At 33.5% G+C, this 24,416-nt stretch carries 26 protein-coding genes; 7 read left to right on the top strand and 19 right to left on the bottom strand.

Annotated features, from left to right (window positions below; genetic code table 11):
• Window positions 1-143: 143 nt before the first annotated feature.
• The 8 genes from BAU28_RS16635 to BAU28_RS16600 all read right to left on the bottom strand — a co-directional run bounded on the left by BAU28_RS16635 (window position 144) and on the right by BAU28_RS16600 (window position 9,412).
• Window positions 144-1,547 (bottom strand): sensor histidine kinase, encoded by a 1,404-nt coding sequence (locus BAU28_RS16635; RefSeq protein ID WP_071719206.1) that lies wholly within the window; start codon window positions 1,545-1,547, stop codon window positions 144-146.
• 450 nt (window positions 1,548-1,997) lie between these two features.
• A complete protein-coding gene (locus BAU28_RS16630; protein WP_025147912.1) occupies window positions 1,998-3,098 on the bottom strand; it encodes an ABC transporter ATP-binding protein in 1,101 nt (366 codons plus the stop codon).
• A 61-nt stretch (window positions 3,099-3,159) separates the two neighbouring features.
• Window positions 3,160-3,867 carry an HAD family hydrolase gene (locus BAU28_RS16625; RefSeq protein ID WP_071719205.1) on the bottom strand — a complete coding sequence of 236 codons (708 nt, stop codon included), beginning with the start codon at window positions 3,865-3,867 and terminating at the stop codon, window positions 3,160-3,162.
• Window positions 3,860-5,287: a CehA/McbA family metallohydrolase gene (locus BAU28_RS16620; RefSeq protein WP_071719204.1), complete on the bottom strand. Its 1,428-nt coding sequence runs from the start codon at window positions 5,285-5,287 to the stop codon at window positions 3,860-3,862. Before BAU28_RS16620 ends, BAU28_RS16625 begins: the two co-directional genes overlap by 8 nt.
• A gap of 91 nt (window positions 5,288-5,378) precedes the next feature.
• Window positions 5,379-6,740: an extracellular solute-binding protein gene (locus tag BAU28_RS16615; protein WP_071719203.1), complete on the bottom strand. Its 1,362-nt coding sequence runs from the start codon at window positions 6,738-6,740 to the stop codon at window positions 5,379-5,381.
• 25 nt (window positions 6,741-6,765) lie between these two features.
• Window positions 6,766-7,584, bottom strand: a complete 819-nt coding sequence (locus tag BAU28_RS16610) for a carbohydrate ABC transporter permease (protein ID WP_071719202.1) — start codon at window positions 7,582-7,584, stop codon at window positions 6,766-6,768.
• Between the two features lie 10 nt (window positions 7,585-7,594).
• A complete protein-coding gene (locus BAU28_RS16605) occupies window positions 7,595-8,461 on the bottom strand; it encodes a carbohydrate ABC transporter permease (RefSeq protein ID WP_025147907.1) in 867 nt (288 codons plus the stop codon).
• A 162-nt stretch (window positions 8,462-8,623) separates the two neighbouring features.
• On the bottom strand, window positions 8,624-9,412 hold the full coding sequence (locus tag BAU28_RS16600) for a DeoR/GlpR family DNA-binding transcription regulator (protein WP_071719201.1): 789 nt from the start codon (window positions 9,410-9,412) through the stop codon (window positions 8,624-8,626).
• Window positions 9,413-9,649: 237 nt separating this feature from the next.
• On the opposite strand from BAU28_RS16600, the gene BAU28_RS16595 reads away from it, so the two are divergent.
• Window positions 9,650-10,132, top strand: a complete 483-nt coding sequence (locus BAU28_RS16595; RefSeq protein ID WP_071719200.1) for a DUF2975 domain-containing protein — start codon at window positions 9,650-9,652, stop codon at window positions 10,130-10,132.
• Between the two features lie 10 nt (window positions 10,133-10,142).
• Window positions 10,143-10,358, top strand: a complete 216-nt coding sequence (locus BAU28_RS16590) for a helix-turn-helix domain-containing protein (RefSeq protein ID WP_048374789.1) — start codon at window positions 10,143-10,145, stop codon at window positions 10,356-10,358.
• A 42-nt stretch (window positions 10,359-10,400) separates the two neighbouring features.
• Here the strand turns inward: BAU28_RS16590 and BAU28_RS16585 are convergent, their stop codons facing one another.
• The 5 genes from BAU28_RS16585 to BAU28_RS16565 all read right to left on the bottom strand — a co-directional run bounded on the left by BAU28_RS16585 (window position 10,401) and on the right by BAU28_RS16565 (window position 14,028).
• Window positions 10,401-10,712: a hypothetical protein gene (locus BAU28_RS16585; protein ID WP_071719199.1), complete on the bottom strand. Its 312-nt coding sequence runs from the start codon at window positions 10,710-10,712 to the stop codon at window positions 10,401-10,403.
• A 114-nt stretch (window positions 10,713-10,826) separates the two neighbouring features.
• Window positions 10,827-11,213 (bottom strand): DUF3887 domain-containing protein, encoded by a 387-nt coding sequence (locus BAU28_RS16580; RefSeq protein ID WP_071719198.1) that lies wholly within the window; start codon window positions 11,211-11,213, stop codon window positions 10,827-10,829.
• Window positions 11,210-11,893, bottom strand: coding sequence for a YhfC family intramembrane metalloprotease (locus tag BAU28_RS16575; protein ID WP_025147903.1), 684 nt, complete (start codon window positions 11,891-11,893; stop codon window positions 11,210-11,212). The genes BAU28_RS16580 and BAU28_RS16575 overlap by 4 nt, the downstream gene beginning before the upstream one ends.
• A gap of 60 nt (window positions 11,894-11,953) precedes the next feature.
• Window positions 11,954-13,294, bottom strand: coding sequence for a GHKL domain-containing protein (locus BAU28_RS16570; protein WP_071719197.1), 1,341 nt, complete (start codon window positions 13,292-13,294; stop codon window positions 11,954-11,956).
• Entirely contained in the window at window positions 13,294-14,028 is a 735-nt protein-coding gene (locus BAU28_RS16565; protein ID WP_071719562.1) for a LytR/AlgR family response regulator transcription factor, read from the bottom strand. Before BAU28_RS16565 ends, BAU28_RS16570 begins: the two co-directional genes overlap by 1 nt.
• A 168-nt stretch (window positions 14,029-14,196) precedes the next feature.
• Here BAU28_RS16565 and BAU28_RS16560 point away from each other — a divergent pair, with 168 nt between their 5' ends.
• A complete protein-coding gene (locus BAU28_RS16560) occupies window positions 14,197-15,150 on the top strand; it encodes an NlpC/P60 family protein (RefSeq protein ID WP_071719196.1) in 954 nt (317 codons plus the stop codon).
• Window positions 15,151-15,240: 90 nt separating this feature from the next.
• Here BAU28_RS16560 and BAU28_RS16555 read toward each other — a convergent pair whose 3' ends face one another.
• Genes BAU28_RS16555 through BAU28_RS16540 form a run of 4 tightly spaced genes read right to left on the bottom strand, consistent with a single transcriptional unit; the run spans window position 15,241 to window position 17,380 of the window.
• Window positions 15,241-15,816: an HAD-IA family hydrolase gene (locus BAU28_RS16555; RefSeq protein ID WP_071719195.1), complete on the bottom strand. Its 576-nt coding sequence runs from the start codon at window positions 15,814-15,816 to the stop codon at window positions 15,241-15,243.
• 35 nt (window positions 15,817-15,851) lie between these two features.
• Window positions 15,852-16,439, bottom strand: a complete 588-nt coding sequence (locus BAU28_RS16550) for a kinase (RefSeq protein WP_071719194.1) — start codon at window positions 16,437-16,439, stop codon at window positions 15,852-15,854.
• On the bottom strand, window positions 16,439-16,981 hold the full coding sequence (locus BAU28_RS16545) for a GNAT family N-acetyltransferase (RefSeq protein ID WP_071719193.1): 543 nt from the start codon (window positions 16,979-16,981) through the stop codon (window positions 16,439-16,441). The genes BAU28_RS16550 and BAU28_RS16545 overlap by 1 nt, the downstream gene beginning before the upstream one ends.
• Before the next feature lie 15 nt (window positions 16,982-16,996).
• On the bottom strand, window positions 16,997-17,380 hold the full coding sequence (locus BAU28_RS16540; protein WP_071719192.1) for a VOC family protein: 384 nt from the start codon (window positions 17,378-17,380) through the stop codon (window positions 16,997-16,999).
• Between the two features lie 300 nt (window positions 17,381-17,680).
• Between BAU28_RS16540 and BAU28_RS16535 the strand changes: the two genes are divergently transcribed.
• Window positions 17,681-17,929 (top strand): hypothetical protein, encoded by a 249-nt coding sequence (locus BAU28_RS16535; RefSeq protein WP_000433610.1) that lies wholly within the window; start codon window positions 17,681-17,683, stop codon window positions 17,927-17,929.
• 143 nt (window positions 17,930-18,072) lie between these two features.
• On the opposite strand, the gene BAU28_RS16530 is transcribed toward BAU28_RS16535, so the two are convergent.
• Window positions 18,073-19,182 carry a lactonase family protein gene (locus tag BAU28_RS16530; RefSeq protein WP_071719191.1) on the bottom strand — a complete coding sequence of 370 codons (1,110 nt, stop codon included), beginning with the start codon at window positions 19,180-19,182 and terminating at the stop codon, window positions 18,073-18,075.
• Between the two features lie 513 nt (window positions 19,183-19,695).
• Between BAU28_RS16530 and BAU28_RS16525 the strand changes: the two genes are divergently transcribed.
• The 3 genes from BAU28_RS16525 to BAU28_RS16515 are packed head-to-tail and all read left to right on the top strand — an operon-like array spanning window position 19,696 to window position 22,869.
• Window positions 19,696-20,625, top strand: a complete 930-nt coding sequence (locus tag BAU28_RS16525) for an AAA family ATPase (protein WP_071719190.1) — start codon at window positions 19,696-19,698, stop codon at window positions 20,623-20,625.
• Window positions 20,622-21,785, top strand: a complete 1,164-nt coding sequence (locus tag BAU28_RS16520; RefSeq protein WP_071719189.1) for a DUF58 domain-containing protein — start codon at window positions 20,622-20,624, stop codon at window positions 21,783-21,785. The genes BAU28_RS16525 and BAU28_RS16520 overlap by 4 nt, the downstream gene beginning before the upstream one ends.
• Window positions 21,760-22,869 (top strand): DUF4018 domain-containing protein, encoded by a 1,110-nt coding sequence (locus BAU28_RS16515; protein ID WP_071719188.1) that lies wholly within the window; start codon window positions 21,760-21,762, stop codon window positions 22,867-22,869. The genes BAU28_RS16520 and BAU28_RS16515 overlap by 26 nt, the downstream gene beginning before the upstream one ends.
• 85 nt (window positions 22,870-22,954) lie before the next feature.
• On the opposite strand, the gene BAU28_RS16510 is transcribed toward BAU28_RS16515, so the two are convergent.
• Window positions 22,955-24,406 carry an MFS transporter gene (locus BAU28_RS16510; protein ID WP_025147888.1) on the bottom strand — a complete coding sequence of 484 codons (1,452 nt, stop codon included), beginning with the start codon at window positions 24,404-24,406 and terminating at the stop codon, window positions 22,955-22,957.
• Window positions 24,407-24,416: the final 10 nt, after the last annotated feature.

Here is a 24,416-nt window from a genome sequence, read left to right as displayed (position 1 = left end):
ACTTATCATAAATAAGGAATATGAACAGATTATGAATGGAATATTACAAAAGACAATTTTAAATCGAAACTTCAACTTTTATAAGTACAAAGCCTTAATTATATATACGAAAAGAGACTTGTTCTAAAGAAATATTTTAGTTATTAATCAGCTAACTCCATTCCTTCTCTATTTTTTGGAAGATAAATAGTGAAGGTTGTACCAATCCCTATCTCGCTCTCCACTGTTATTGCACCCTCATGAAGTTCAATGATTTCTTTTACAATGGATAATCCTAACCCGCTACCCTTAATATTTCTATTTCTAGCTGAATCGACTTTATAAAATCGATCAAAAATTCTTTTTATCTCTTCCTTTGGCATGCCACATCCTCTATCAGTAATAGCAATACGCCACTCTAATTCATTTTCTTCGGCTTCAAACGAAATACTTTTCCCGCTTTCTGTAAATTTGATACTGTTAGTAAATACATTCGTCCACACTTGATGAAGTAGGTTCTTATCTCCATAAATTTCTATATAAGGTATATCCGTTTCAATTGCAAGATCTTTTTCTTGCCATTCCCACTCAAACATAAATATAATACTTCTTATTTGTTTTCCTAGATTGAAAAATTCTTTACGTAAAGTTAGTTCTTCTTGATCAAGTGATGCTAGTGTTAATAGTTGTTTACACATTTTAGACATACGTTTACTTTCTGATTCAATGATACTCAAGTAACGATGTTTTTCTAATTCAGTTAAATCCTCTGTTTTTACTGTTTTAGAAAATCCTTGAATAGATGACAAAGGTGATTGAAATTCATGTGATACATTCGAAACGAATTCTTGGCGCATTTGTTCTGAGTTTTGCAGCCTTTTTGCCATCTTACGAAAGTTCTTTGCAAGCACCCCAATTTCATCTTTTCGGTATTCTGGTAATACTAAATCATACTTACCACTCGCGATTTCTTGTGTCGCTTGTGTAAATTTTTGAATCGGACGAACAACGAAACGAGTAGCTATCGCTATACAGGTTAAGCTAATTAATACAATTAGCCCTAACAATACCGCGTAAAAAATTCGCAACTCTCCAAATTGCTGTTGAATATCCGGGCGAATAAATAGAGCAAATTGCTGTCCATTGGTATGAATAGGGATTCCAATACTGTTTGCTACTGTATTATCAAAAAAGCCAGTGGAAAACAATCGATTAGGATAGTTCTCAATCCCGTTATATACATTACCATTTAGTACATTATCAATGGCCTCGTCACTAATATTAATTTTTTTAAAGCCCTCTCCATATCGTTTTCCTTGTTTCTTTTCATCTACCATATAGATTGCAAAACCAAGATTGGAAATAGATTGTAGATATGTCTCCTTATTTAGTTCACTGTCTTCCTCATATAAATGTTCTATATATAGGGCGTAATTTAGAATTTTTTCACTGTTATATGGTTTTAAATACACATGATAAAATATATTTGTAAGTAGAAATGCCACTATACTACTAACCACCATAATAACGGCTGATATAATGACAAATCTCCCATACAATGATTTCATTTTATTTCAACTCCTCTTTGGTGAATTTTTTATTCAGTAAATACTTCTGATTTATTCTTACTACATATGGAAAACATCTTTCCTATTGTGAGTAGTAAATTAGAATAATTTTTACTCTCTAACAATTATGATGAAAAGTATTACAGGGAATTGTAGCTATATAGAAGGTATAATGGAACCAAAAAAATTCATTGTATAAACAATGAATTTCTCCTTGCACTATTTTTACAATAACTAATAATTATGAACGAAAGATGAACATACAATTACAAATTCTTTTAATGTAATATATTGAGTACATTTATTAAATTCTTTTTAATAGTAACGATCTAGTAGTATAATTACACATCAAGCTAAAACATTTTTCATACAAAAAAAGCCTATTTCCTTTTTCTGAAGGATAATCGGCTTTTTACTGTTTTATTATACAGGGAGTTTTTATTAATTACTCTATAAAACAATCCGCTTCTCAGTTTCTGAATCGAAATAATGAACTTTGTCCATGTTTAAACCGAGTTCTATATTTGATTGACTTTGTACATCTATAGAAGTGTCCACACGTGCAACAAAGGATTGGCCATTCATATTAGAATAAAGATATGTTTCTGCCCCCATTAATTCTGCTACATCAATGGATACCGTTACTTTTGCGTTATATGGTAAAGATACGATTGCTTTTCCATAATAAAAATCTTCTGGGCGTATCCCTATTATGATTTCTTTATTCGTATAGCCCTTGTTTCGCAAACTCTTCATCTTCTCTTCTGGCACTTCAATTTTCCACTTATCAATCATAACTGCATTTTCTGTTAATACTCCTTTGAAAAAATTCATTCCAGGAGAGCCAATAAATCCTCCGACAAATACATTCTCTGGATTTTCGTACACTTCTTTTGGTGTACCGACTTGTTGTACAATGCCATCCTTTAGTACAACAAGGCGAGTTGCCATCGTCATAGCTTCTATTTGATCATGTGTAACATACACAGTAGTTGTTTGCAACTTTTGGTGTAACTTTGTAATTTCAGCACGCATTTGAACACGTAGCTTCGCATCTAAGTTTGATAAAGGCTCGTCCATTAAGAATACTTTTGCATTTCGAACAATCGCTCGGCCTAAGGCAACACGCTGACGCTGTCCACCTGAAAGTGCTTTTGGCTTCCGATTTAAATATTCCTCCAGCCCAAGAATTTTTGCTGCATGTTGCACACGTTGGTCAATTTCTTCTTTACTATATTTTCGTAGTTTTAATCCAAATGCCATGTTTTCATAAACACTCATATGCGGATAAAGCGCATAGTTTTGAAATACCATTGCAATATCTCTATCTTTCGGTGTAATATCATTTACACGCTTTCCATCAATATAAAAGTCACCCTCTGAAATCTCCTCAAGTCCTGCAATCATGCGTAATGTTGTAGATTTCCCACAACCTGAAGGGCCAACCAAAACGATAAATTCTCCATCATTTACTTCTAGGTTAAAATCTTTTACGATTGTCACATCATGATCATATTTTTTGTAAATGTTTTTGAATGATAGTTGAGCCATAATATCCTCCTAGAATTTGAGCTATTTTTATAGATGTTGTTAAAAATACTCATGACATGTATTATAAAATTTTCGAAATATCCTTCATACTGTTTAAAATATAATCCGCTTTCCCTTCTAAATCTTCCTTCCGGCTCGCACCCGATAAGACGCCCACTACTTTAATATTACTATTTCTCGCAAATGTTACGTCTGTTAATGTGTCACCTACCATAAGTACGTCTTCTTCAGTTAGTGAAAATTGTTCTTTAAACATATGATAAAAGTCACTTTCAGGTTTTGTTCTATTCACACCATCATCTGCACCTAAAAAATCTACATAATCATATAACTCTGTCATTTTCAAAGAATGTATAGCTGCATCAACATCGTCTGCCGTAACAACCCCAATAATATATTCATTGTCTTTTAAATATCGTAACGTTTCCTTTGCACCTTCCACTTCTGTAAATACTAAGTCATCTGCAGTAGAGTATTTTTTGAATAAAAGACATACATCATGAATAAACTTCTCTTCATTCACATGTTGATTTTCTAACAACGAAAACCAAGCAGCCGCAATAAAGTAATTTGTGCGACAAGCTAGTAAACTCGTACTCTCAAAATCGTTATCATTCATACCAATAATCGTTAAGTAGTCATCTCGTTTACTCTTTTCATTTGGATACATTTGAAATATATCATCTAACACACGATGCACAATTTTGTACCAAACTGAATCTAATTGTATTAATGTTCCATCTTTATCAAAAATAATTGCTTTATTCACCTTTTATTCCCCCTAAAACTTCATTCCATGTTTTCATATTTTTATACTGAACTTTATTATGAATAGGATTAATAAACGCTACTAATTCATCCTCTTCCCATCCCTCAACTCTAGCATATGCCCCTTCATTTAAAGAGAATGCAAAGGTTACGTCGCTACCATATTCTTTTTCAATCATTTGTCCATTTATAAGTAGTCTCCATTCACACGGTTTATCTGTACGAATGTTGTACATAATATTTCCTTTAGCCTCATCACCGACATAGATTGTTTCACCTTCGTTTTGAATATCTATCGCTAGTTTTCTAAATCGAGAGAAATAAATTTTCCCGTTTTTGATCGCCTCTTTTAAGTTTTTAATAGATAAACCGTTACATAATACAAATGTTCCTGGATCACCGTAAATCGATGGATCTTTTGATCCTGGGAATGTTTTAGACGGATGTAAATGAGAATCACTTCCTCCTATCCCCCAGATTTTAAGACCATTTGACCACATTTGATCGAAACAACGCAAAGCTTCTAAAGTAGACGACTTACTCTTTTTATACGTTGGATCACACATAATTTCCATCGTATGAACATTTTCTAAATTAATATTCACTTGGTTCGCCCAAGGCTTCATAAATGGATGGTTCACACTCATTAAGTAGCCTCTTTCTTTCATGAATGAAAATAGTGCATTCATTTTTTCGGCGCTATACGATTCGTCTACATACTCTGTAAAATCCACGTATTCCTTCATACCGAATATGTTGTAATGACCGTAAGGAGTTGTAAGTTCCATAGATGGTATAATTAATGTGTTTCCTTTTTCATAAGATGGCATAACAATATTGTGCTCCGTCGCATATAAAAAATCTAATTCTTGTTTTTCACATACTTTCATTCCAAGTTCATCATCTATCTCACCATCTGTTAAATCCGTATGTTCATGAAAATCCCCTTTGTACCAGCGATGTTCTTCATTTACTACCTTATTAAAACGATCTTCATCGATAAAAACATTTCCCTTGCAAAAATGCTCTCTATTATACTTTCGTTCCAACTGATCATTCACTACTATATTTACTGTATAGTCAACTTTTTCTCCGGTAAACTTTACTACTTTCTTTGCACAATGTGGTATATACACGACTTCTAATTCCCAATTACCTGACTGTATTTCTCCTCCAATACAACCAGCGGAACAAAACTTTGAATCTTTCGAAACGACTAGTTTTTCATTTACAATTGGAGTTTGATATTGTATACGTACATAACCGTTAGGATCTCTCAAGATTAGTAAAAGAGGAATTTTCCGGCTATCCCCTTGATCAATTGTTAATGTAAAGTTTGTAATATCAGTTTCATCCATTTGGAAACAATGTTTATTTTTTACGAATGGAGAAAGTGTTATCGTACTTTTCATTTCAGCCATAGTTCTCACACCTTTTTTATATTTTTATAAAAGAATGTTAGAGGCACTTCTTTCGTTCAAAAGCACCTCACGTTAGTCATACAAAACAGGTTTATTTCTTCTTTTTCAGAACTTTATCTAACTCTTCTTGTGCAACTTTAGCTGCTTCATCTAATGCTTTTTTTGCTGGAACTCCTTCAATCTCTACTTTATCTTTAGCTACATTTAAGGCATCATTAATTTTCCCGCCCGTTGGATCTACAAATGGTCCCACTCCGTAATTATTAGCTTGTTCCAACGGAACTAATGCTTGTGGTTGTTTTTTAACAAATTCAGCATATGGACCATACTCTGTTACATTGTTACGAACAGGGATATAGCCAGTTGCCATTGACCATTCAGCCGTTTTCTCGGTACTTGTCGCAAATTTCATAAAGTCATATGCACCTTTTGCTACTTCTGGGTCAATATTTCTCGTTAATGTGAATAAATATGTTTCTAATTTTGGTGCTGGTTTATGATTACCCCAAGCTGGTTGTGGTAATGCTTCAAATGTGTTTAAGCGTTCTTCTTCCGTCATTCCTTTACCTAATGATTTAAAAACAAATCCTTGGTCACCAGATGATCCTGTAAACCCTAGCGTTCTACCTTCTACTAAATCGATTACTGTTTTATCCCAATATTCCCATCCAGTACCACCTGAATGTATTTTCATAATTTTATCTTCATGAAGCCATGTACGGAATTTCTCCCATACCGTAACCCAAGTATCATCGTTAATTAATACTTTTTTACCATCTTCACTTAATACGCTGCCGCCAGCGCTGCGGACCGCATCAATTAAGTTTGACGTCCCCCACATTGGCATCCAGCCAGCATACGTAACATTTCCATTCTCACCACGTTTTGCGACTGTTTTTGCTACCTTTTCAACACCTTCCCACGTCTTTAAATCCTCTTTTGTAAATCCATTCTCCGCTAACGCTTTTTTATTGTAATAAAAGATTTGTGTTGTACCGTAAAACGGAATCCCATATAATTCCCCGTCAATCGTTGCTTGCTCCATAAAACCTTTTCCGTAATCTTCTTTTTTGAAATTATTATCATTTTTAACATATTCATCTATAGGCACAATTAACTGTTTTTTAACATACTCTTGAATGACGTCTGAACCTAGTAATGCAATTGCTTCTTGGTTATTCGCTGCAAATCCACTTTGTAGCTTTTGATAAGACTCATCGTAGTTGCCCGCCTTCGTCGTTTTCACTACATATTTGTCCTGACTTTTATTGTATTCTTCCACGATTTTGTCTACACGATCTGCAAGGGAACCACCTACTCCATTAATAAATGGAACAACAACCTTCTCGCCTTCTTTACTCGCTTTAACAGTACTTCCTTTTCCGCCTGAACAACCCGCAAGTGCACTAACAAACAATGTTAAAACTGTTAGAAGCATGAATATTTTTTTCATCCCACATATCTCCTTTACTATTTAATTACCCCTTTATTCCTGAATCTGTAACACCAGATAAGAACCATTTTTGTAGAATTAAAAATACGAGTAAGAGCGGCACCGTTGCGATTGTACTTGCAACCATAATGTGTGACCAATCTCGTCCTAAAGAACTATTAATGAAATAATCAGCAATTCCATTCGTGATTAACTTTTGCGTATTATCTTTCAAAATAAGAGCTGGCCAAATGTAATTATTATAATTACCAATAAATGTGACCAATCCTAGTGTTACAAATGATGATCGTGTCATTGGAAAAATAATCTTCCAAAGAATACGCCAGTCACTTGCTCCATCAATTTTGGCTGCTTCTACAATTTCAAAACCAACTTTATGGAAGGATTGTTTTAAATAGAAAATACCGAATACGCTAACAGCCATAGAAATCATGTATCCAAAATGTGAATCAAGTAGACCAAACTTCCCTAACATTACATATACAGGAACATATGATACAGCTCCAGGGATCATATAAGTTGCCATCACAACACTAAACGTAATATTTTTACCTTTAAACTTGTAAAATGCCAACATATAAGCAAAAAGCGCTGACGAAACAAGTACATATATAGTAATAAGGAAAGAAGTATAGAAACTATTAAATAAATACGTGTTAAATGGAAGGATATCTAATACTTGACGATAATTTTCCAAATGAAATTCTTTAGGCCAAAAGCCTCCTTGTAATACTTCACTAGATGTTTTAAACGAACCAAGTACCATCCATATGAACGGAAAAATAAATAGGATACTTGATAACGCTAGAAAGAGATGCTTTACGATTAATGGACCTTTTTTCATATTATTCACCTTAATAGTTCACCCACTTGTCACCTATTATTTTGTTTATAACAGATAGTAGAATTGTAATGATTAGTATGATAAATGCGATTGCTGTTGCAGATCCCATATCAAACTGTTCAAACCCTTGTTGGAAGAATAAATATAGTAACGTACGCGTCGAACCACTAGGTCCACCTTGCGTTAAAATTTTAATTTGGTCGTAAGCTTGCACCGCAGAAATTGTATTGACAACAACTAAGAAGAAAGTTGTTGATGAAACCATTGGCAGTGTTACATATCGGAATTTCTGCCACGAATTCGCTCCATCAATACTAGCTGCTTCATATAAACTATCCGGAACTTTTTCTAATGCACCGATATAGAAAATCATCGTCCATCCAACTAATTTCCAAACTGTCACAATAATGACTGCTAACATCGCTGTTTTACTACTTTGAAGCCAGTCCAAACCTGGTATCCCGAAGAAGTTTAGAACTTTATTAATAACTCCAAATTGAGGTTCATATAAGAGTGACCACACAATGGATACAGCTATCGTTGGCGTTACCCAAGGTGAAAAAATCATTAATTGGTACAATGCAGAACCTTTAAATTTTTTTCGGAAGAATAATGCGAACCCTAAACCTAATGCAATTGTCGGAATGACTGTTCCAATTCCGAAATAAAACGTATTTAACAATGCTTGCATAAAAGAATCTTGTGTAAACAAATTGAAATAGTTTTCTAATCCAACAAAGTTAAAATCATTCGTCATAAAATCCCAATCAGTAAAACTAATACCTAAACTAATGAAATTCGGAATAATCCAAAACAATATTAGAGGTATTCCAACTGGTATTAAAAAGAACACAGCTTTTGATAGTTTTATTTGCATTCTTGCCACCTCCTAATTCATATTGTACGAGTTCATTATTAACACAATGTTGTTAATTTGTTAACTAATTGTAAAAACAACATATAAACAAAATAAAACAACATATAAACAAAAAGAAGACTATTTCTCAACTTACTAAGAAATAGTCTTCTTCTTGTTTTACTATACTGTTATTACTTCAACCCCATTACTTGTTAACACATTTTGCCACGCTTCATCAAGCTTAGCATTTGTATATAATGCATCTATATCGCTAAAATTCCCACTTTTATAAAACTTTGTTAAATTAAACTTTGACTCATCAGCCATCATGACAACTTGTTTTGCATTGTCCTTTAACTGCTTATATATTTGTGCATCTTCAATATACGAACATGTCAGTTCTTTTTCTAATGAAATTCCATCACACGAAGCAAATAATTTATTAACAGTGAAATGATCAAGATAGTTTAACGTCATTTCACCAGATAGTGCTAATGAATTTGAATTCAATATTCCACCAATAACTATTAACCTACAATCAAAGGAATCATATTGTTCTTTAAGCTCAATAATTTTATTTACAGCTGGTATGGAGTTTGTTAAAATCGTCAAATTCTTTTTATCGTGTATGTAATCTAAAATTTGCATTGTAGTTGTCCCAATTTCAATTGCGATAATATCATTATCTTCTACGAGTTTACTTGCTTCCATTGCAATTTTTCGTTTTTCTTCAATATTCTCAGATCGACGTTTATTAAAATGAAATTCTAGTGTTTGATCTTTTTTCTTAAGTGCACCACCATGTATTTTAGTAAGCGTCCCTTCCTTATGCATCATATCTAAATCTCTTCGTATCGTTTCCGTTGTAACATTTAATACTTTCGCTAAATCATTTACCATAACTCGGTTATACTTTTCTAACTCATCTAGTATGTATTTTCTTCGTTCAAATTGTGTATACGATTTCATTTCATTAACACCTCTTCAAATTACGCAAAATATAGATTTTCTAAAAACTCTTATTATAAGAAAGGATTGATTATTACTTTTAACATAACATCATTTACAGAAAGAGGGAACGATTATCTTCATTTAAATTCAAATTTGCTTAACAATATAAACACGATTAAAATAAATAAAGATTTATTGTTAAACGATAAATATCATGTTAGATTAAATAGATAATATTTAAATGAGGTGCTTTATATGAAACAAGGATCAACACTCTTTTTAAAGACCGCTATTATTCTTATCGGAATCCCTGTTCTTGCTTTATGTATATTTTTAGTTCCTAAAATAGGGAATTATGCAGCGGAATTGTATCCCGATATTGCATCTATAAAATATCTTGTTTTAATCAATCTGTATGCAACGGTGATACCTTTTTATTTAGCTCTGTATCAAGCTTTTAAACTTGTAAGCTTCATTGACAAAAATAACGCTTTCTCGAAATTATCTGTTAGAGCTTTAAAGAAGATAAAATACTGCGCAGTAACAATCAGTATTTTATATGTGGTAGGCATGCCACTCTTCTATCTCGTGGCGGAGAGAGCTGACGCACCGAGTATTATTATACTTGGAATGCTCCTAATCTTTGCTTCAATGGTTATCGCAGTCTTTGCTGCCGTTCTCCAAAGGCTATTAAAAGATGCTATAGATATAAAATCAGAAAATGATTTAACGGTCTGAGGTGAATAACATGGCAATTATAGTAAATATTGATGTAATGCTGGCGAAAAGAAAAATGAGCGTAACTGAACTTTCAGAGAAGGTTGGAATTACAATGGCTAACCTTTCTATACTAAAAAATGGAAAAGCAAAAGCAATTAGAATTTCAACTTTAGATGCTATTTGTAAAGCATTAGAATGCCAACCTGGAGATATTTTAGAATATCAACCTGAAGATACCGAATAAAAAGAGTCCTTCTATATAATGAAGGACTCTTTTTATTGCTCATTACGGTGCAAAGCTAACTTGACCAGTCAATACTAAAATAATTGCGATTATCCAAAATATAATAAATGATGAGGACAGTATTAAAGAAATTATAGGAATTACCTTTTTCTCCGTTTTCTTCGTAATTCCAATTGTTGAAAGTATAATACCTGCACCTGTAAGAGCAATCGTTATATAATCTCCAACTATATTTCCGGCATTCGCTATTCTCGTTGGAGTTATAAAAACGAATAAAACACACATAATGCCGATGAGTAAAGATATATAGCTTATTATACTGTACTTCTTTTTGGGAACTATTTCGGTATTCAACGTAATCCCCCCTCCTTTATACATATGAGTTAATATTAGTACGAACAACTAAAAATTGGTAAAAACAAAAAAACAGATAAAGTAAGTACGATCACTTTATCTGTCATTCACCTACTACTTAATATACAACCCTGCTATTTCTTCTTTATCATTATAAGTTACGATGAAGGTACGTTGTTCTTTACTATATTTCGCTACAAGAACAACAGTATATAAACCATCTTTTTCTTCAATCGACTTTTTTTCGATCTTTTCGAATGTACCAGCTTTTTCAATTACAGGAGTAAGATCTTTCATTTTCTTCTCTGATAATGTTGTTTTCATCTTGCTATCAAATTTTTCATGTACTTCTTTATACTTAGCTTCATTTAATAACGTTACAATTTCTTCCGCTTTCGGAATGAATTTTTTTGAAGTGCTTTCATCTACTTTATTACCCGTACATGCTGCAAGTGCGAAGGCCGCGATAGCACTTATAATAATGAGTAACATTCTCTTCATTTTAATACACCCTTTCTTTTTAAAAGAAAACTATAACTAAATACAAGTAAAGCACAAATTGCTATTGAAACTTCTGCAGCAATTATCCCCCTTTTCCCTGATACATATAGCGGTATAATGCTAGCTAATGCATTTACAGTCCCATGGATGAAAATTGCATATACAACATAACGAAATTTCTTTTGGACAACAGCTTGCAATACAATGAAGGAAAGCCCAACATGTAATACCATCGCAAAAATGCGCTCAATACCACCGATATAATAACTGTCACCATTTTGAATGACTGTTTGTGACAATAATAGAGATATTACCGGGATACCAACTATCAACACCGCCTCAATACCGCCGTGCCCTGCTCCGAATAAAAAACCAGACTGCCAATCTCGTTGTTTCATAAAATAACGCATTGCGATAAAACGAGCTGTCTCTTCAAAAATACCAGCTGATAAACTAAGCACAATAACAAATAATATAGGCTGCATAACACTAAACATTTGAAAACCTGTGCTATTTCCATTTAAATAATTCAGTAATGGTATTCGGATTAAAACTTGTGATACAACAAAAGCCAATACTCCGAACATATACGGGATATAGCGTTTCTTCCAAAAAGCATATAAAAGTGCAACAAGCGGTAATCCGATACTTATAAACGCTGTAAAAATAAGACCATTCATCTCGTTTCACCTCTTACTTGAAGTGTATAAAAACGAGTGAAGAAAGTATGTAGTTATTTCTTATTCGGTTTGATTTCCATCATAAATGGTTATCTTTTTTTGTATGAAAGTTTGCGTGAAATAAGGACTCGTATACGTTGTTTCTAACGTTGCATTATTCGTTTTATTTATAATACGTTTTAATGAGAATAACCCATATCCTCTGTCCCCTTCTTTACTCGAATAGTTTTTCTCATAAATTTTTTGTAAATCAATCTCATTATAATGGGAGCTATTACGTACAACAAAATATTGCTCAGCATCCATTTCAAAAAAGGCAATTTGCAGTACCCTTTCCTCACTATGTACCGCTTCTTCAATTGCATTGTCTAATAAAACTGAAATGATACGAATAAATGAAACGATAGACATCGAAACCGTTTCAATTTCCCCCGGAATATCAAGCATTACTTTTATTTGTTGTTGCTGGGCAGTACCAACTTTCGCTCTTAATACACTTTTTACTTCTGGAATATGAATACGAGATAATTTCGCAATATCAAGTTCATGATCATTTATTAATTTTAAAGTCGGAGTAATAACGTCATAATACACTTGCTCGATTTCGTTCACATTTTTTGTGCGTATACCCTCTTCTAACGCAAGTAACACATTTATATAATCATGGCGAAAACTAGCCAGTTCATCATGCATTGATTCTAACTTCTCCACATATTCGAGTAACTCTTTATCTAACCTTTTTTCATGTTCTTCTACCAATTTTTCTTTCGCTAAATGCGAACTCAGTAATACAATAAGTAGTAATACTAAGAACAATATAATTGCTGAAATGAAACTCAATTCACCATATTGTTGATTTAAATTTGCTAAAAAATCATTGGATGGACTCGTCAAAATTAATTCAATCATAAACCCTATAATTAGCAAAGCGTAACTAATATAATAAAGCGGACTTCCTACAATATACTGCGCAATCTTTTGAATTTGTTTACGGGCTACTATAATACCGACAAAAATAACTAACGACACGCAAAGATGTATGATACTCCCTGTCCATAAATATAAATTAAATGGTGTTAACATAAATAACTTCATACCTAATTCTAAACACAACATTTTCACCAATGTAATAACAACCATACTAACTAGTGCAAAATATAAATTATGCTTAAATTTCAATTCATTTTGCATTAACCCTAAACTTATTAGAAATAACACAATTGTACTATTTAACTCTGGATATCTCGTTACTGTTACGACAATTGCAAGCAAAATAATAAATACAGCACTTAAAACTGCTAACATTCTATATGATAATCTGTTGTATCGGATTAATTGAATGTATAAGAATGTATGACTCATACTAGTAAGTAGCAGTGCAAATAAATCATAAATATACATTACATCTCACCCTTTAACATTTTACGTACTTTACTCACTAAACGACGTGATACTGGAATACGCTTCCCGCTTTTTAAAATCATCATTTTTTGCTTCGCATCGTAAGAAGACATTTGCTTCGTATTTACGATATATGATTGATGACAACGAAATAAACGTTCATCTATTATTTCAATCTCCTTTAATGTCCCGTAAAAATAAACGATACGATCTAACGTCACTAATGCTAAACGATGTGGTTCATCGGTCATAATATATTCGATTTCTTGAAATGGTACTCGCACAGTCGCATTATTATTTTCAACGATAAAATCGTCATTGGGAATAGCAGCCTTATTGCGCGCCTCATATTGAAGCAAACATTGTTCAAAAACTTTGTATCGCTCTTCATATGGCAATCCTTTATCAATAAAAGTTAATGCTGATACCATATATTGATATGAAATAGGTGCAAATTCAGAATGCGTCGTTACAAACACAATAATCCCTTGCGTATCATACTTTCTTATTTCTTGTGCCACTTGTAAACCTTTACGCTCTTCTCTTTTTATCTCTATATCCAAAAAATAAATTGGGACATAAGTCGCCCTTGAAATGTTATTAATAATGTTTTCACTTTTGCTAGTTACCTCAATAAAATCAAAAGCTAACATATATTTTTCGCAAATCTCCTCAACTAACCGCTTCATTTGCTGCGCTTGTATGATATCATCTTCTAAAATGAAAATACTCATATGATCACTCACTTTATAGAAATCTACCATTAGAATATCATGATCCCTTACAAATAATGAATAATATTCCCTATATTTTCAAATATAATGATAGTTAATATCCTTTTTCCCTCAAACTGAAAAGGCATTTAAACTACCATTATAGAATACAAACTAGAGGTGATTTTAATGACTAGTATACATATAGAAACAGATATACTAAATAAATGGATAGAACAATTCCTACCTGAATATGATTTATTCTTTTTTCCTGCTAAAAATGAATGTATAGTAAAGCATTTTACTACTAATACCTTATTTATGACTAAGCAGGAGTTTTTCAATCATTCTATTTTTAACAATATTGATAATAGAAATAGCTATCAAATATGGAATATCCATAAAGACGTTAATTTAATTTGTGTAGCAAATCCTAATGTGATTACACAATTAGACAATGCGACACGCCAAATTATATTTCAAACTCAACTTGAAGTTAATAGCGGTTCAATTTATGAATGGGATTTTATTGAACTTGTACTACAAGATATCCATTTTGTTTCAATAAGAAATTCTATAATACAATATTTATCTCTTTATTCATTTGAACACAATTCGAAGCAATATATCAGTATGCAAAAAACGCTATGGGATAACTTACATAAAGAATTTAAATATAAATTTCTACTTCTATTAGCGAGACAATTTGTTTATCAAAATTCATTAAATGAAAATCAAATTAAAACATTTAAAGAACAGTTCCCACATATCGCTCCATATTTTAATACTTTTACAACTACAAATGGACCAAACTGTTTTGCATCAACTTTAGCGAGTATACGTAGCGAACATTCCGAAGTACAATGGATTATTACAAAATGGGTCCATGATTATAGTTTTCTAAAAGGTTTAGACGTAAAAAATTATAGGTTAAAATCAATTTCATTAGACTTTTTACAACCTAAAGATATCCTTGTATGGAGAAATGAAGGAAACAATATAATACATGCTTCTTATTATGTAGGTGATGGCTATTTCTTTAATAAAGATGGACAATCATTCTTTAATCCGTGGCAATTAGTACATATTAATAACTTGCATGATACATGGGGGAAAGAACGTATTGAAGTGTATAGAATTTAAATAATCATCTCATAAAAAAGTAATAACTCTAAAACATACAGACTGTACCTTTTAAACTAAAGATACAGTCTGTAACAAACACATACTCTTTTATGAAAACTCCCTATCAATAACTACCTTAAAAAACTCAGAGTAATGAGATAAAGAATAGTCCGCTACATCACATTTACCTTGAAACATACATGTTGAAATGCCTAATTCCTTTGCAGGTAATAGATCTAACTCTCTATCTCCAATTGCTAGATCAATATTGTGCTTTTTATGTAAATGATCATAAGCTAAAGAGCTCGGTTTTCGCGGAAAACCATCGTCAATTGTAACCATATCAGCGAAGTATTTGTCCAAGCCGTAATACTGTAAAATCTCCATAACTCCCGCCCTATGTTTATGGGTCATAATTACATTTTTATCCGCAAATTTCAAAACCTCTTCAACACCTGCAAAAGGTTTCATATCTTTTGGAGTAAATTTTTTCTTCAAAATCTTAATCTTTTGTTCCTGATCATATGAAATATTGTAATACTGAATTGCGTGGGAATATGATATTTTTAAGTTTTTGTATATTTCTTGTTTATCTACTGCATCACCTAATATTTCAGAAAGCATCATTGTATATGCAGGATATGTATCAAATAACGTCCCGTCAAAATCCCATAATATATTCATTTTATACACCTTCTATTTTGTACTTACTTACATTGTTACATATGGCGTATTACTAAATCCGCCCTCTTCCTCGGTAATTCCATTTCCATATAATAATCTTCAGCTTTCCAATACCTATTTTGAAACTTTGAAAGGTTCTGCTGCGTTTCCTCACTCTCGCGAAGAAACCTTGTCTCTCTTGAACAATCCAAATACACCATATAATGAAAGAACTCTCTCCATTCTTTTCGCTGAAGAAAAACACCTTCAACAATTATTACACCTACTAAAGGAAGCTGTATTTCTTTCATTTCACATGAGTCTGTTTCATCATGATAGAAAGGCAACTCTATTTGTATATTGCTTTGTAACTTCCAAAAAAAGTTTTGCTGCAACCACTCTATATCCCATTGAAGGTTGTAGTACTCATACCACTCTGCAAATCCAGTATTATATCGCTTGTTACGCTCGGTTATGTGATCATCAATATGGAAGATATGAAACGGGATTCCACTTTGCTTCATATCTTCTTCCAATTCTTTAACCAATGTTGTTTTACCCGAACGACTTAGACCATCTATACCTAAAATAAATCGCTCATCTTTATGTTTCTTAATAACTTTCATTATTTCACTTGTGCTCATCACTTTTGCCAATCTTCTTTTAATAGTGAATAAACGACCGTGTCATGAGCAACATCATTTTGAATCATATATTTTCGAAGTAATCCTTCCTCTTGAAACCCTGCTTTTTTTAATAAATTACGGGAAGCTTCATTTTCTATATATACGACAGCGGCAATTCTTATGAAGTTCAACTTTTCAAACCCGTAAGCTAACATTGCTTGTAGTGCTTCTGTTGCGTATCCTTGCCCCCAATATGTATCATCTAGCTCATAACCAATTTCAGCTCGGTTATGATGATTGTTAATTAAATGAAACCCACACGTACCAATTAACTGATCCGTGCCTTTCTTCTCTATTCCCCAGCGAAATACACTTCCTTCTTCATAACGCTTTCTAAACGTTTGAATTGTCGTTTTCGCTTGCTCAATATTTTCAAAAGAGTCCATTCCGAAATAACGAATAACGGATTCTTTTGAAAAATAATGGAACATTGTTTCTGCATCTAACAGTGTAAGTTCTCTTAATAGTAAACGCTCTGTTTCTAATTTTGGAAACTCCATCCTCTTTTTCTCCTTCTATTCTAATGAACTACAAATTTCAATATAATTACCATCTGGATCGGCTATGTAAGCTATTGTTTGTCCCCACGGTTTTACAATTGGCTCAACTAAAACTTTTACCCCTTGTTCTTTTAACTTCTCAATCGTTTCCTTTACATCCTCTACAACAAACCCTAACTCAAAATGAGAAGATTGTAGCACACCTTCTGTAAGAGGTAGTCCTGTTAACTCCTTAACATCCTCTCGTGTATTCATCGCTAAAATTGTAGATCCAGTCTCAAATTCAATATATGTACCGTGTTCTGCTCTTATTGGTAAATGTAAAACATCTTTATAAAATCTTAAACATTCCTCAAATTTTTCTACATATAAAATTATGTATTTCATCTTTAAATTCATAGTAATCCCCCTTTTACATTCACCTCTAAAAATTCGACAAATGTTACAAAATAACCTTGTTCTTTATAGAGTCGAACGCAAAAAAATGAGGCCGATTTCTCGGCCCCCAGCTTATTGGCATAAAACAGGAGATTTGGTTTGGACATAACCAGTTCTTACATATATTATATTTTATTTTTTCTGAATTTTAAATATAATATATACCTATTTATGTTGAGAAAGTTTTTTTCTACATGGCCATAAAACTATGTGCATAAATTCATACCATTTAAGAAATGCTACAAATGGAGGTGTATACATATGGAACCAATGCTATGTCCAAGCTGTAAAACGAACCGAACTCGCTTTAATATTCTTGAGCAACAAGTAAAACCAGTAAAATTAAATCCGCAAACTGGTCAAGTAGAAGAAGAATACACAAATGAAACGATGAATGCCTTTCATATGGCTTATCAAGGACCAACTTACCGCGTCCAATGTGCTGTGTGCGGGCTTGTTGAAAATCCTGAACAATTTATTAAGCCGGCTCAAAATCAGTCTTTCTCTTAAACATTTTCCCTACCCCCTATCAATTTTCTATAGGGGGTTTTTCCGTTTTACGTAAGTAAGGTAAACATTTGATTTTTAGTCAAAGGTTCATAATTCATCTACATGTCTACTATTCATACACCGTCATATTGTACCCAATAGAATTAAAGAACAGCTAAGCCTTGCGACCCAAAGTAAGGCACATTGGATGAAGCAACAACCTGCAACCTTACTAGACTACCATCACTTTGAATATTAAATACTGACACTGTAGCCTGATTTCCATTAAGGGTGTAAAAATGCCGTCCATCTTTACTCACTCCAACATCCATCGGAAGACCTGGTGCTGTACCCGGCGGTGTACTAGTAATATGCCTTACTACCGACAGTGCTCCATTCGGGGCAATTTGGTAGGTGGAAATGGTGCCACTTAAAGTGTTGGTAGTGTAGGCAAAACGTTCATCTTTCGTTGTTATAACCCAACAAGCAGTTTTATATCCGTTTGGTACAGAGCCGCTGATTACATGAAGGGTACCGTCGTTACTCAATGAATAAGATGACAGTGCATTTGAAACTGCTTCTGTAACTAAGAGAATTCCAGACGATAGAAAATAAGCTCCCAATGGGCCTTTACCGTAAGAATTATTAACAATTGGTCCTGTAACCGTACCATTTTTATTTACATGGAATACACTGAGATGGTTTGATGTAAGCTCGGAAACAACGATTTTACTACCATCCGGAGTGAAGAGAACCTGTGCCGGCTGCGCATTGAAGGTACTGAGAGCATGAGTAGATCCTGGAATAGGAGTAAGATTTCCTTTATCATCTATGTGAAAACCAGTAATATTTGATGCAAAATTGTTTGCAGCATAACCTACATTGGAGACATAGAGAAGATTACCATACACACCAATGCTATTCGGTTGAGCACCTCCTGATGGTTTTACATCCACGAAAACCGGTACCCCGTTATCTGCTATGATAAAACTACTGATACTATGACTGCCTGCGTTAACTGCAAATAGGAAACGACCATCACGGGACAAAGTCAGAGAACCTTGTGATGCTAGGGGATCTATACCATCATTTGCCGTTTCTGTAGAAACCTCCTTTATACCAGTACCTCTTCCGTATGTTGGATAAGAACCCACAAAGGTGAGCATTCCATTCGTGTCCATGTGAAAAGCAATAATGGAATTCATCACTTCATTATTAGTCATCATGTACACCATACTCGCACGCGCCCGAAAATAATTGTTCATACTCTGCATTTTATGACTCTCCTCCCTTCATAATTTTATATGGTTCTATTTTCATTTAAATTCCCAAACAAATGTAAATTGGTTTAGAAACAAATCCTACTCACCTTATATTTTCTTTAAGTGAAAACCTTAACAACTTCCATGATGTTACTAACATAAATCTAAAACATTATCAAAAACGTTACTCAACAATTTGGTCCGATTATTAAATAGCATGGCTGGCGCCTTATTATATTTCAAATGACTACTTTTTTGTTACTTAACAGCTTCGTTGTCATTTATGATTTTGTTAGGATTACTTCGCTCTTAGTTCTACGCCTTAATTATATGTTTTTTATTATATAAAAAAGAGTGAACAAAATGAATTTAGATAATAATGAAAGAAGATGATTCCGTCTACTACACATACGGAATCATCTTCTTTTAATATCTATTTCTTTGAATTAAAAAATAATACCAATTTTCTGAATGATTTGTTAAAATATAGAAATATCCGCTTTTATTTTGAAAGGAATGATACATGTGATAAATAAATTAAAAGAAAATATAGGATCTGTTTTTGTCGGTAAGGAGAATGTTATTGATTTACTCATCGTTTCACTGCTTGCTGACGGACACGTACTACTTGAAGATGTACCTGGCACCGGGAAAACATTACTAGCTAAAACAATTTCAAAAAGCATTGGTGGTAGTTTTTCTCGTGTTCAATTTACACCTGATGTACTACCGAGTGATGTAACTGGTATTGAGTATTTCAATCCGAAAACGAGTGAATTCGAGTTAAGACTCGGACCAGTCGTGACAAACATATTACTTGCGGATGAAATTAACCGCGCGATGCCGAGAACTCAGTCTAGTTTGTTAGAAGCGATGGAAGAACGACAAGTAACTCTAGAAAAGCAGTCTACTCCTCTTCCGAAACCGTTCTTTGTTATTGCGACGCAAAATCCGATTGAATCACAAGGAACTTTCCCTCTTCCAGATGCGCAGCTTGATCGCTTTTTAATGACGATTTCTATTGGTTATCCGGCTCCTGAAGATGAGTTAAAAATGATGCGCCGTTTTCGCAATAACACACCGTTAGAAAGCGTTACATCTATCATTTCTTTAGAAGATATTTTAAAAGCACAGCAACAGGTGAAAGAAGTGTTTGTATCAGAACCGTTAGAACACTACATTATTAAACTTGCTCATGCGACCCGAAATCACGATTACATCGCTAACGGTGTAAGTCCGCGTGCCACATTAGCTTTAGTACGCGCAGTTCAAGCACTAGCCTTTTTACGCGGTAGAGAATATTGCATACCTGAAGATATACAATTTTTAGTTCCTTCCGTTTGGAATCATCGTATCGTCTTGTCAATGGAAGGAGCTTTACGTACAACAAAAAATGAAATCATGCAAAGGATTTTAAAAGAAGTTGACGTACCTGTGGAGATTGAGCAAGCATGAATGGACAGCGCGTTGTAACTGTACCTTTATTTTTTCAACTCCATATTATTCAATTAACTGTGCCAGGCGCTATACTATTTACGTTTTTTCTGCCGCAACGAATTATTATGTTTCTCTTTTTCTTCTACTATTTATTTGCGATTTTTATTTATAAATATGTCGCTTACATAGAGAAAAAATTTCAAGTTATAAATGAGAAGCAAACTACTCGGCTTTTCCCTGATGAGTCTGGACAGTTTTATATCCATTTAAAAAATGGGGCAAATATACCACTTGTTAACGGCGTTTGTTATTTTCATTTAAATTCGTCCCTTATACCGCATAAAGATCAAGGAATTGAACAAATATCAAAAACGTTATTCTCTTTCCCATTTTCACAACCTGCTCATTCAGCACAAAAATGGGATTTAACATTAACTGCAACGGAACGTGGTGTGTTTCAAATTGAACAGTTCGAATGTGTATTAAAAGACCCTTTTCATTTATTAACTGTACATTTACCTGTTTTCGATAAGTTAAAAACTGAAATTATAGTATACCCTTCTCCTAAAGAAGTAGCGGGTTTACAAGAACTTCAGCAACTATTAAATGGTTCTTATCGAACGAATTTTTCTTTTTACAATGATGAAACATCTATTATCGGTGTTAAACGATATGAACGTGAGTCTTTTCGCTCTATTCATTGGAAAGCATCTGCTAAAATGCAGGCGTTACAGGCGAAGCAATATGAACCTGTAAAAAATTATAGTTGGACGATTTGTCTTTCTTTAGCTGCTGATCGTGGGTTTGGTTGGAAAGAGAATGTAGAAGACCTTATTTCATTTACAACGTACATTTGTCAATTCGCAACGAAGCATCAAATTCCATTTGAATTATTTATTAGTATTTTAGCAGAAGGTGGCCCATTGCACTTACCTTTAAACGACGGACAAACGCATTACGCAAAGACGTTAGAGGAATTAGCACGTATTTCAGATGATAGTACGTTACTTCCGAAACAAGGATTCCTTAATTATGTCACTAGAAAAAGAGCGCGATCATCTACATTGATTTACATTGGCTTGCAGAAGAATGAGATCCCTCTTCTATCGCAGCCTACGTTTCTCATTAATAACGAAGGGATGGTGGAACCAGTTGAAAACTTGGCTCTATCACATTAATGACTTTATTCTGCTCCTTCTCCTTTCGTTATTAACAGAAAGGGATGAATTAGTTGGTATTGCTATATTTTTAGCGACCGGTTATGCAGGAGTACTTCTTATTAATAAATTTATGAAGAAAAAAACAACAGGATTTGTAATACTGTTAGTTGCTCAAATAGTCGGTTGTTCTTTAACACTACCATTTTCTCTTTTTGGCACAATTATGTTACCGCTTTTCTTCTTTATCGTACACGCGGTCGGACCTGGATATCCAGTTCAAAAATCGTTAGGCGGCATTGTATGGTTTGTCGTTTCAGCTATATTTTATGCACCATTTCCTCCATTATGGAAATTGTTATTATTAGCTTTGCACATTATGATTACATTTTGGCTAACTGGGGCCAATCGCAAACAACAACTATTACGTTTCGCTTCTATCATTACTATTGGAATAATTAGTGCTTTACTTATTCCGGTATTCCCTTATATTCGGCTTATTTTTTCTTACATCATACAAGCAGTTGCTTTAGGGTTTGGTTATGCTATAAATCCATTACTAATAGCAGCTGAAATGAAAGATACAGAAGGAGTTTGGGCAAATAAAGGGCATCTATTAAAACCTAACATTGAAGATGGGAAAAAACTTCCTGACTTTGACCCAATACTCATAAATAGCATTACAATAATAGTTTGTACAACCATCGCTTTTTACGTCGTTTGGAAAATAGTAAAAAAACGAAAATATTTGAGCTTAGCAAACATGCCAGTCTTCGAATCTACAATCATTACTGATAAAGAAGGAATTAGCCAAAAACGAATGAAGCGAAATAAACCACCACATAACGAAATTCGGAAAGAAATTTTCAAACTTGAGAGTAAGTTATCCCCTCCTTTAAACCGTGAACGAGGAGAAACAGTTGAAGCTTGGCTAGAGAGAATTAATGATGAAGAAGGTGTAAATATTCAGAGGCATATCATTATAGATGCGTATAATGCAGTACGTTACTCAAATGGTGAAAACACTGTACTTCTGCATGAATTCAAGGAAGAGGTTCATAAGCTTTATGCGTATCAGAAGAGTTTGAAGAAGAAGAGAAAATGAATAAATTTAAGTTTTGATACATACAAAAAGACTCCTATTAAACTAGGAGTCTTTTTGTGTAAAAGTCCACGTTGCTTTTCACAATTTATGCTTTTCGCTCTTCTGCAATTTCTAAAGATTCTTCATGCCACCAAAGTGTTTCTTCAGGATCTTCTTTAGCGATTAGGTGTGCTTCTTTTTTCGATTCTACTGTAGGATAAGATCCTTTTAATGCACGTCCTGATGTTGTGACAAATAGTACACTAAATACAATTAATCCAATTACACTTACACCTGTTAAATAAAATGCTGGTGCGAGCGGGTTACCAGTAGCATGAACTAAGTATGAACATACAAGTGGTGTTGTCCCACCGAATATGGATACAGATATATTAAAGGAGATTGAAAGTGCACGATAACGTACATCGGTGAAAAAGAGTGCTGGTAATAACGATGGTAATGTTCCTTCATAAACACTTAGGAAGAAACCTAAAACGAAAACACCTGCAAATATGGCTGCAATATGTCCATTCCCTATTAATAAAAACGCTGGAATTGAGCATAATGTTAAACCAATTAAACCGATTTGTACTACACGCTTATTACCAACTTTATCACTTAATTTACCGAAGTAAAGTGCCAGTGGAATCATAAGTGCCATCGTAATTGAAATGATTAATAAGCCAGTTGTTTCTTTGACTTTTAATACTTGTGTTAGATAAGAAGGAATATATGAAAGGATCATATAGTTTGTAATATTAAAGAAGGCAACAATTACTGTGCTTAATAAGAAGTCTTTTTTGTGATATTTTAATATATCACTAAACGGAATTTGTTCATTGTCTTCAGATTCCTCTTGCGCTTTTTCCATCTCTTCAAAGATTGGAGATTCATCTAAGTGACGTCGTAAATATAAGCCGACCAAACCGATTGGTGCAGCGATTAAGAAAGGAATACGCCATCCCCAGCTGAGCATTTGCTCATCTGTTAATAATAACGTCAAAATGGTAACAATTACCGAAGCAGCAATGTAACCTGAGAGTGTCCCTATTTCAAGACCACTACCGAGTATACCACGCTTTTTATCTGGAGAAGATTCTGCGATATAAACCATTGCTCCTGAATATTCTCCGCCTGTAGAGAAGCCTTGAATCATTCGAGCAACTAAAAGTAGTATTGGTGCCCATACACCAATTTGTTCATAGGTTGGTAGTAATGCGATGAATAATGTAGATAGTGCCATTAAAATAATAGTTGTACTTAAAACAATCTTTCGGCCATATTTATCACCAATTCTCCCAAAGAAAATACCTCCAATTGGTCGAACTAGAAAGGCCGCCGCAAATGTACCAAATGTTAGCACAAGTTGCAAACCACTATTATCCACACCTGAGAAGAATAATTGACTTAAAATTACCGCTAAATACGCGTATAATCCAAAGTCAAACCACTCCATTGCATTCCCAATGCCAGTAGCAACAACTGCTTTCCTAGCCTGTTTAGGATTGACAATATTAACGTCTTGAGGTTCAAAATTTAAATCATTATTTTGTTGCATATAGTAAAAC

Origin of the sequence: Bacillus paramycoides (assembly GCF_001884235.1) — a bacterium.
Classification (GTDB): domain Bacteria; phylum Bacillota; class Bacilli; order Bacillales; family Bacillaceae_G; genus Bacillus_A; species Bacillus_A paramycoides.
The sequence above is the reverse complement of the archived record's forward strand: the minus strand, read 5'-3'. Positions and strand labels throughout refer to the sequence as shown.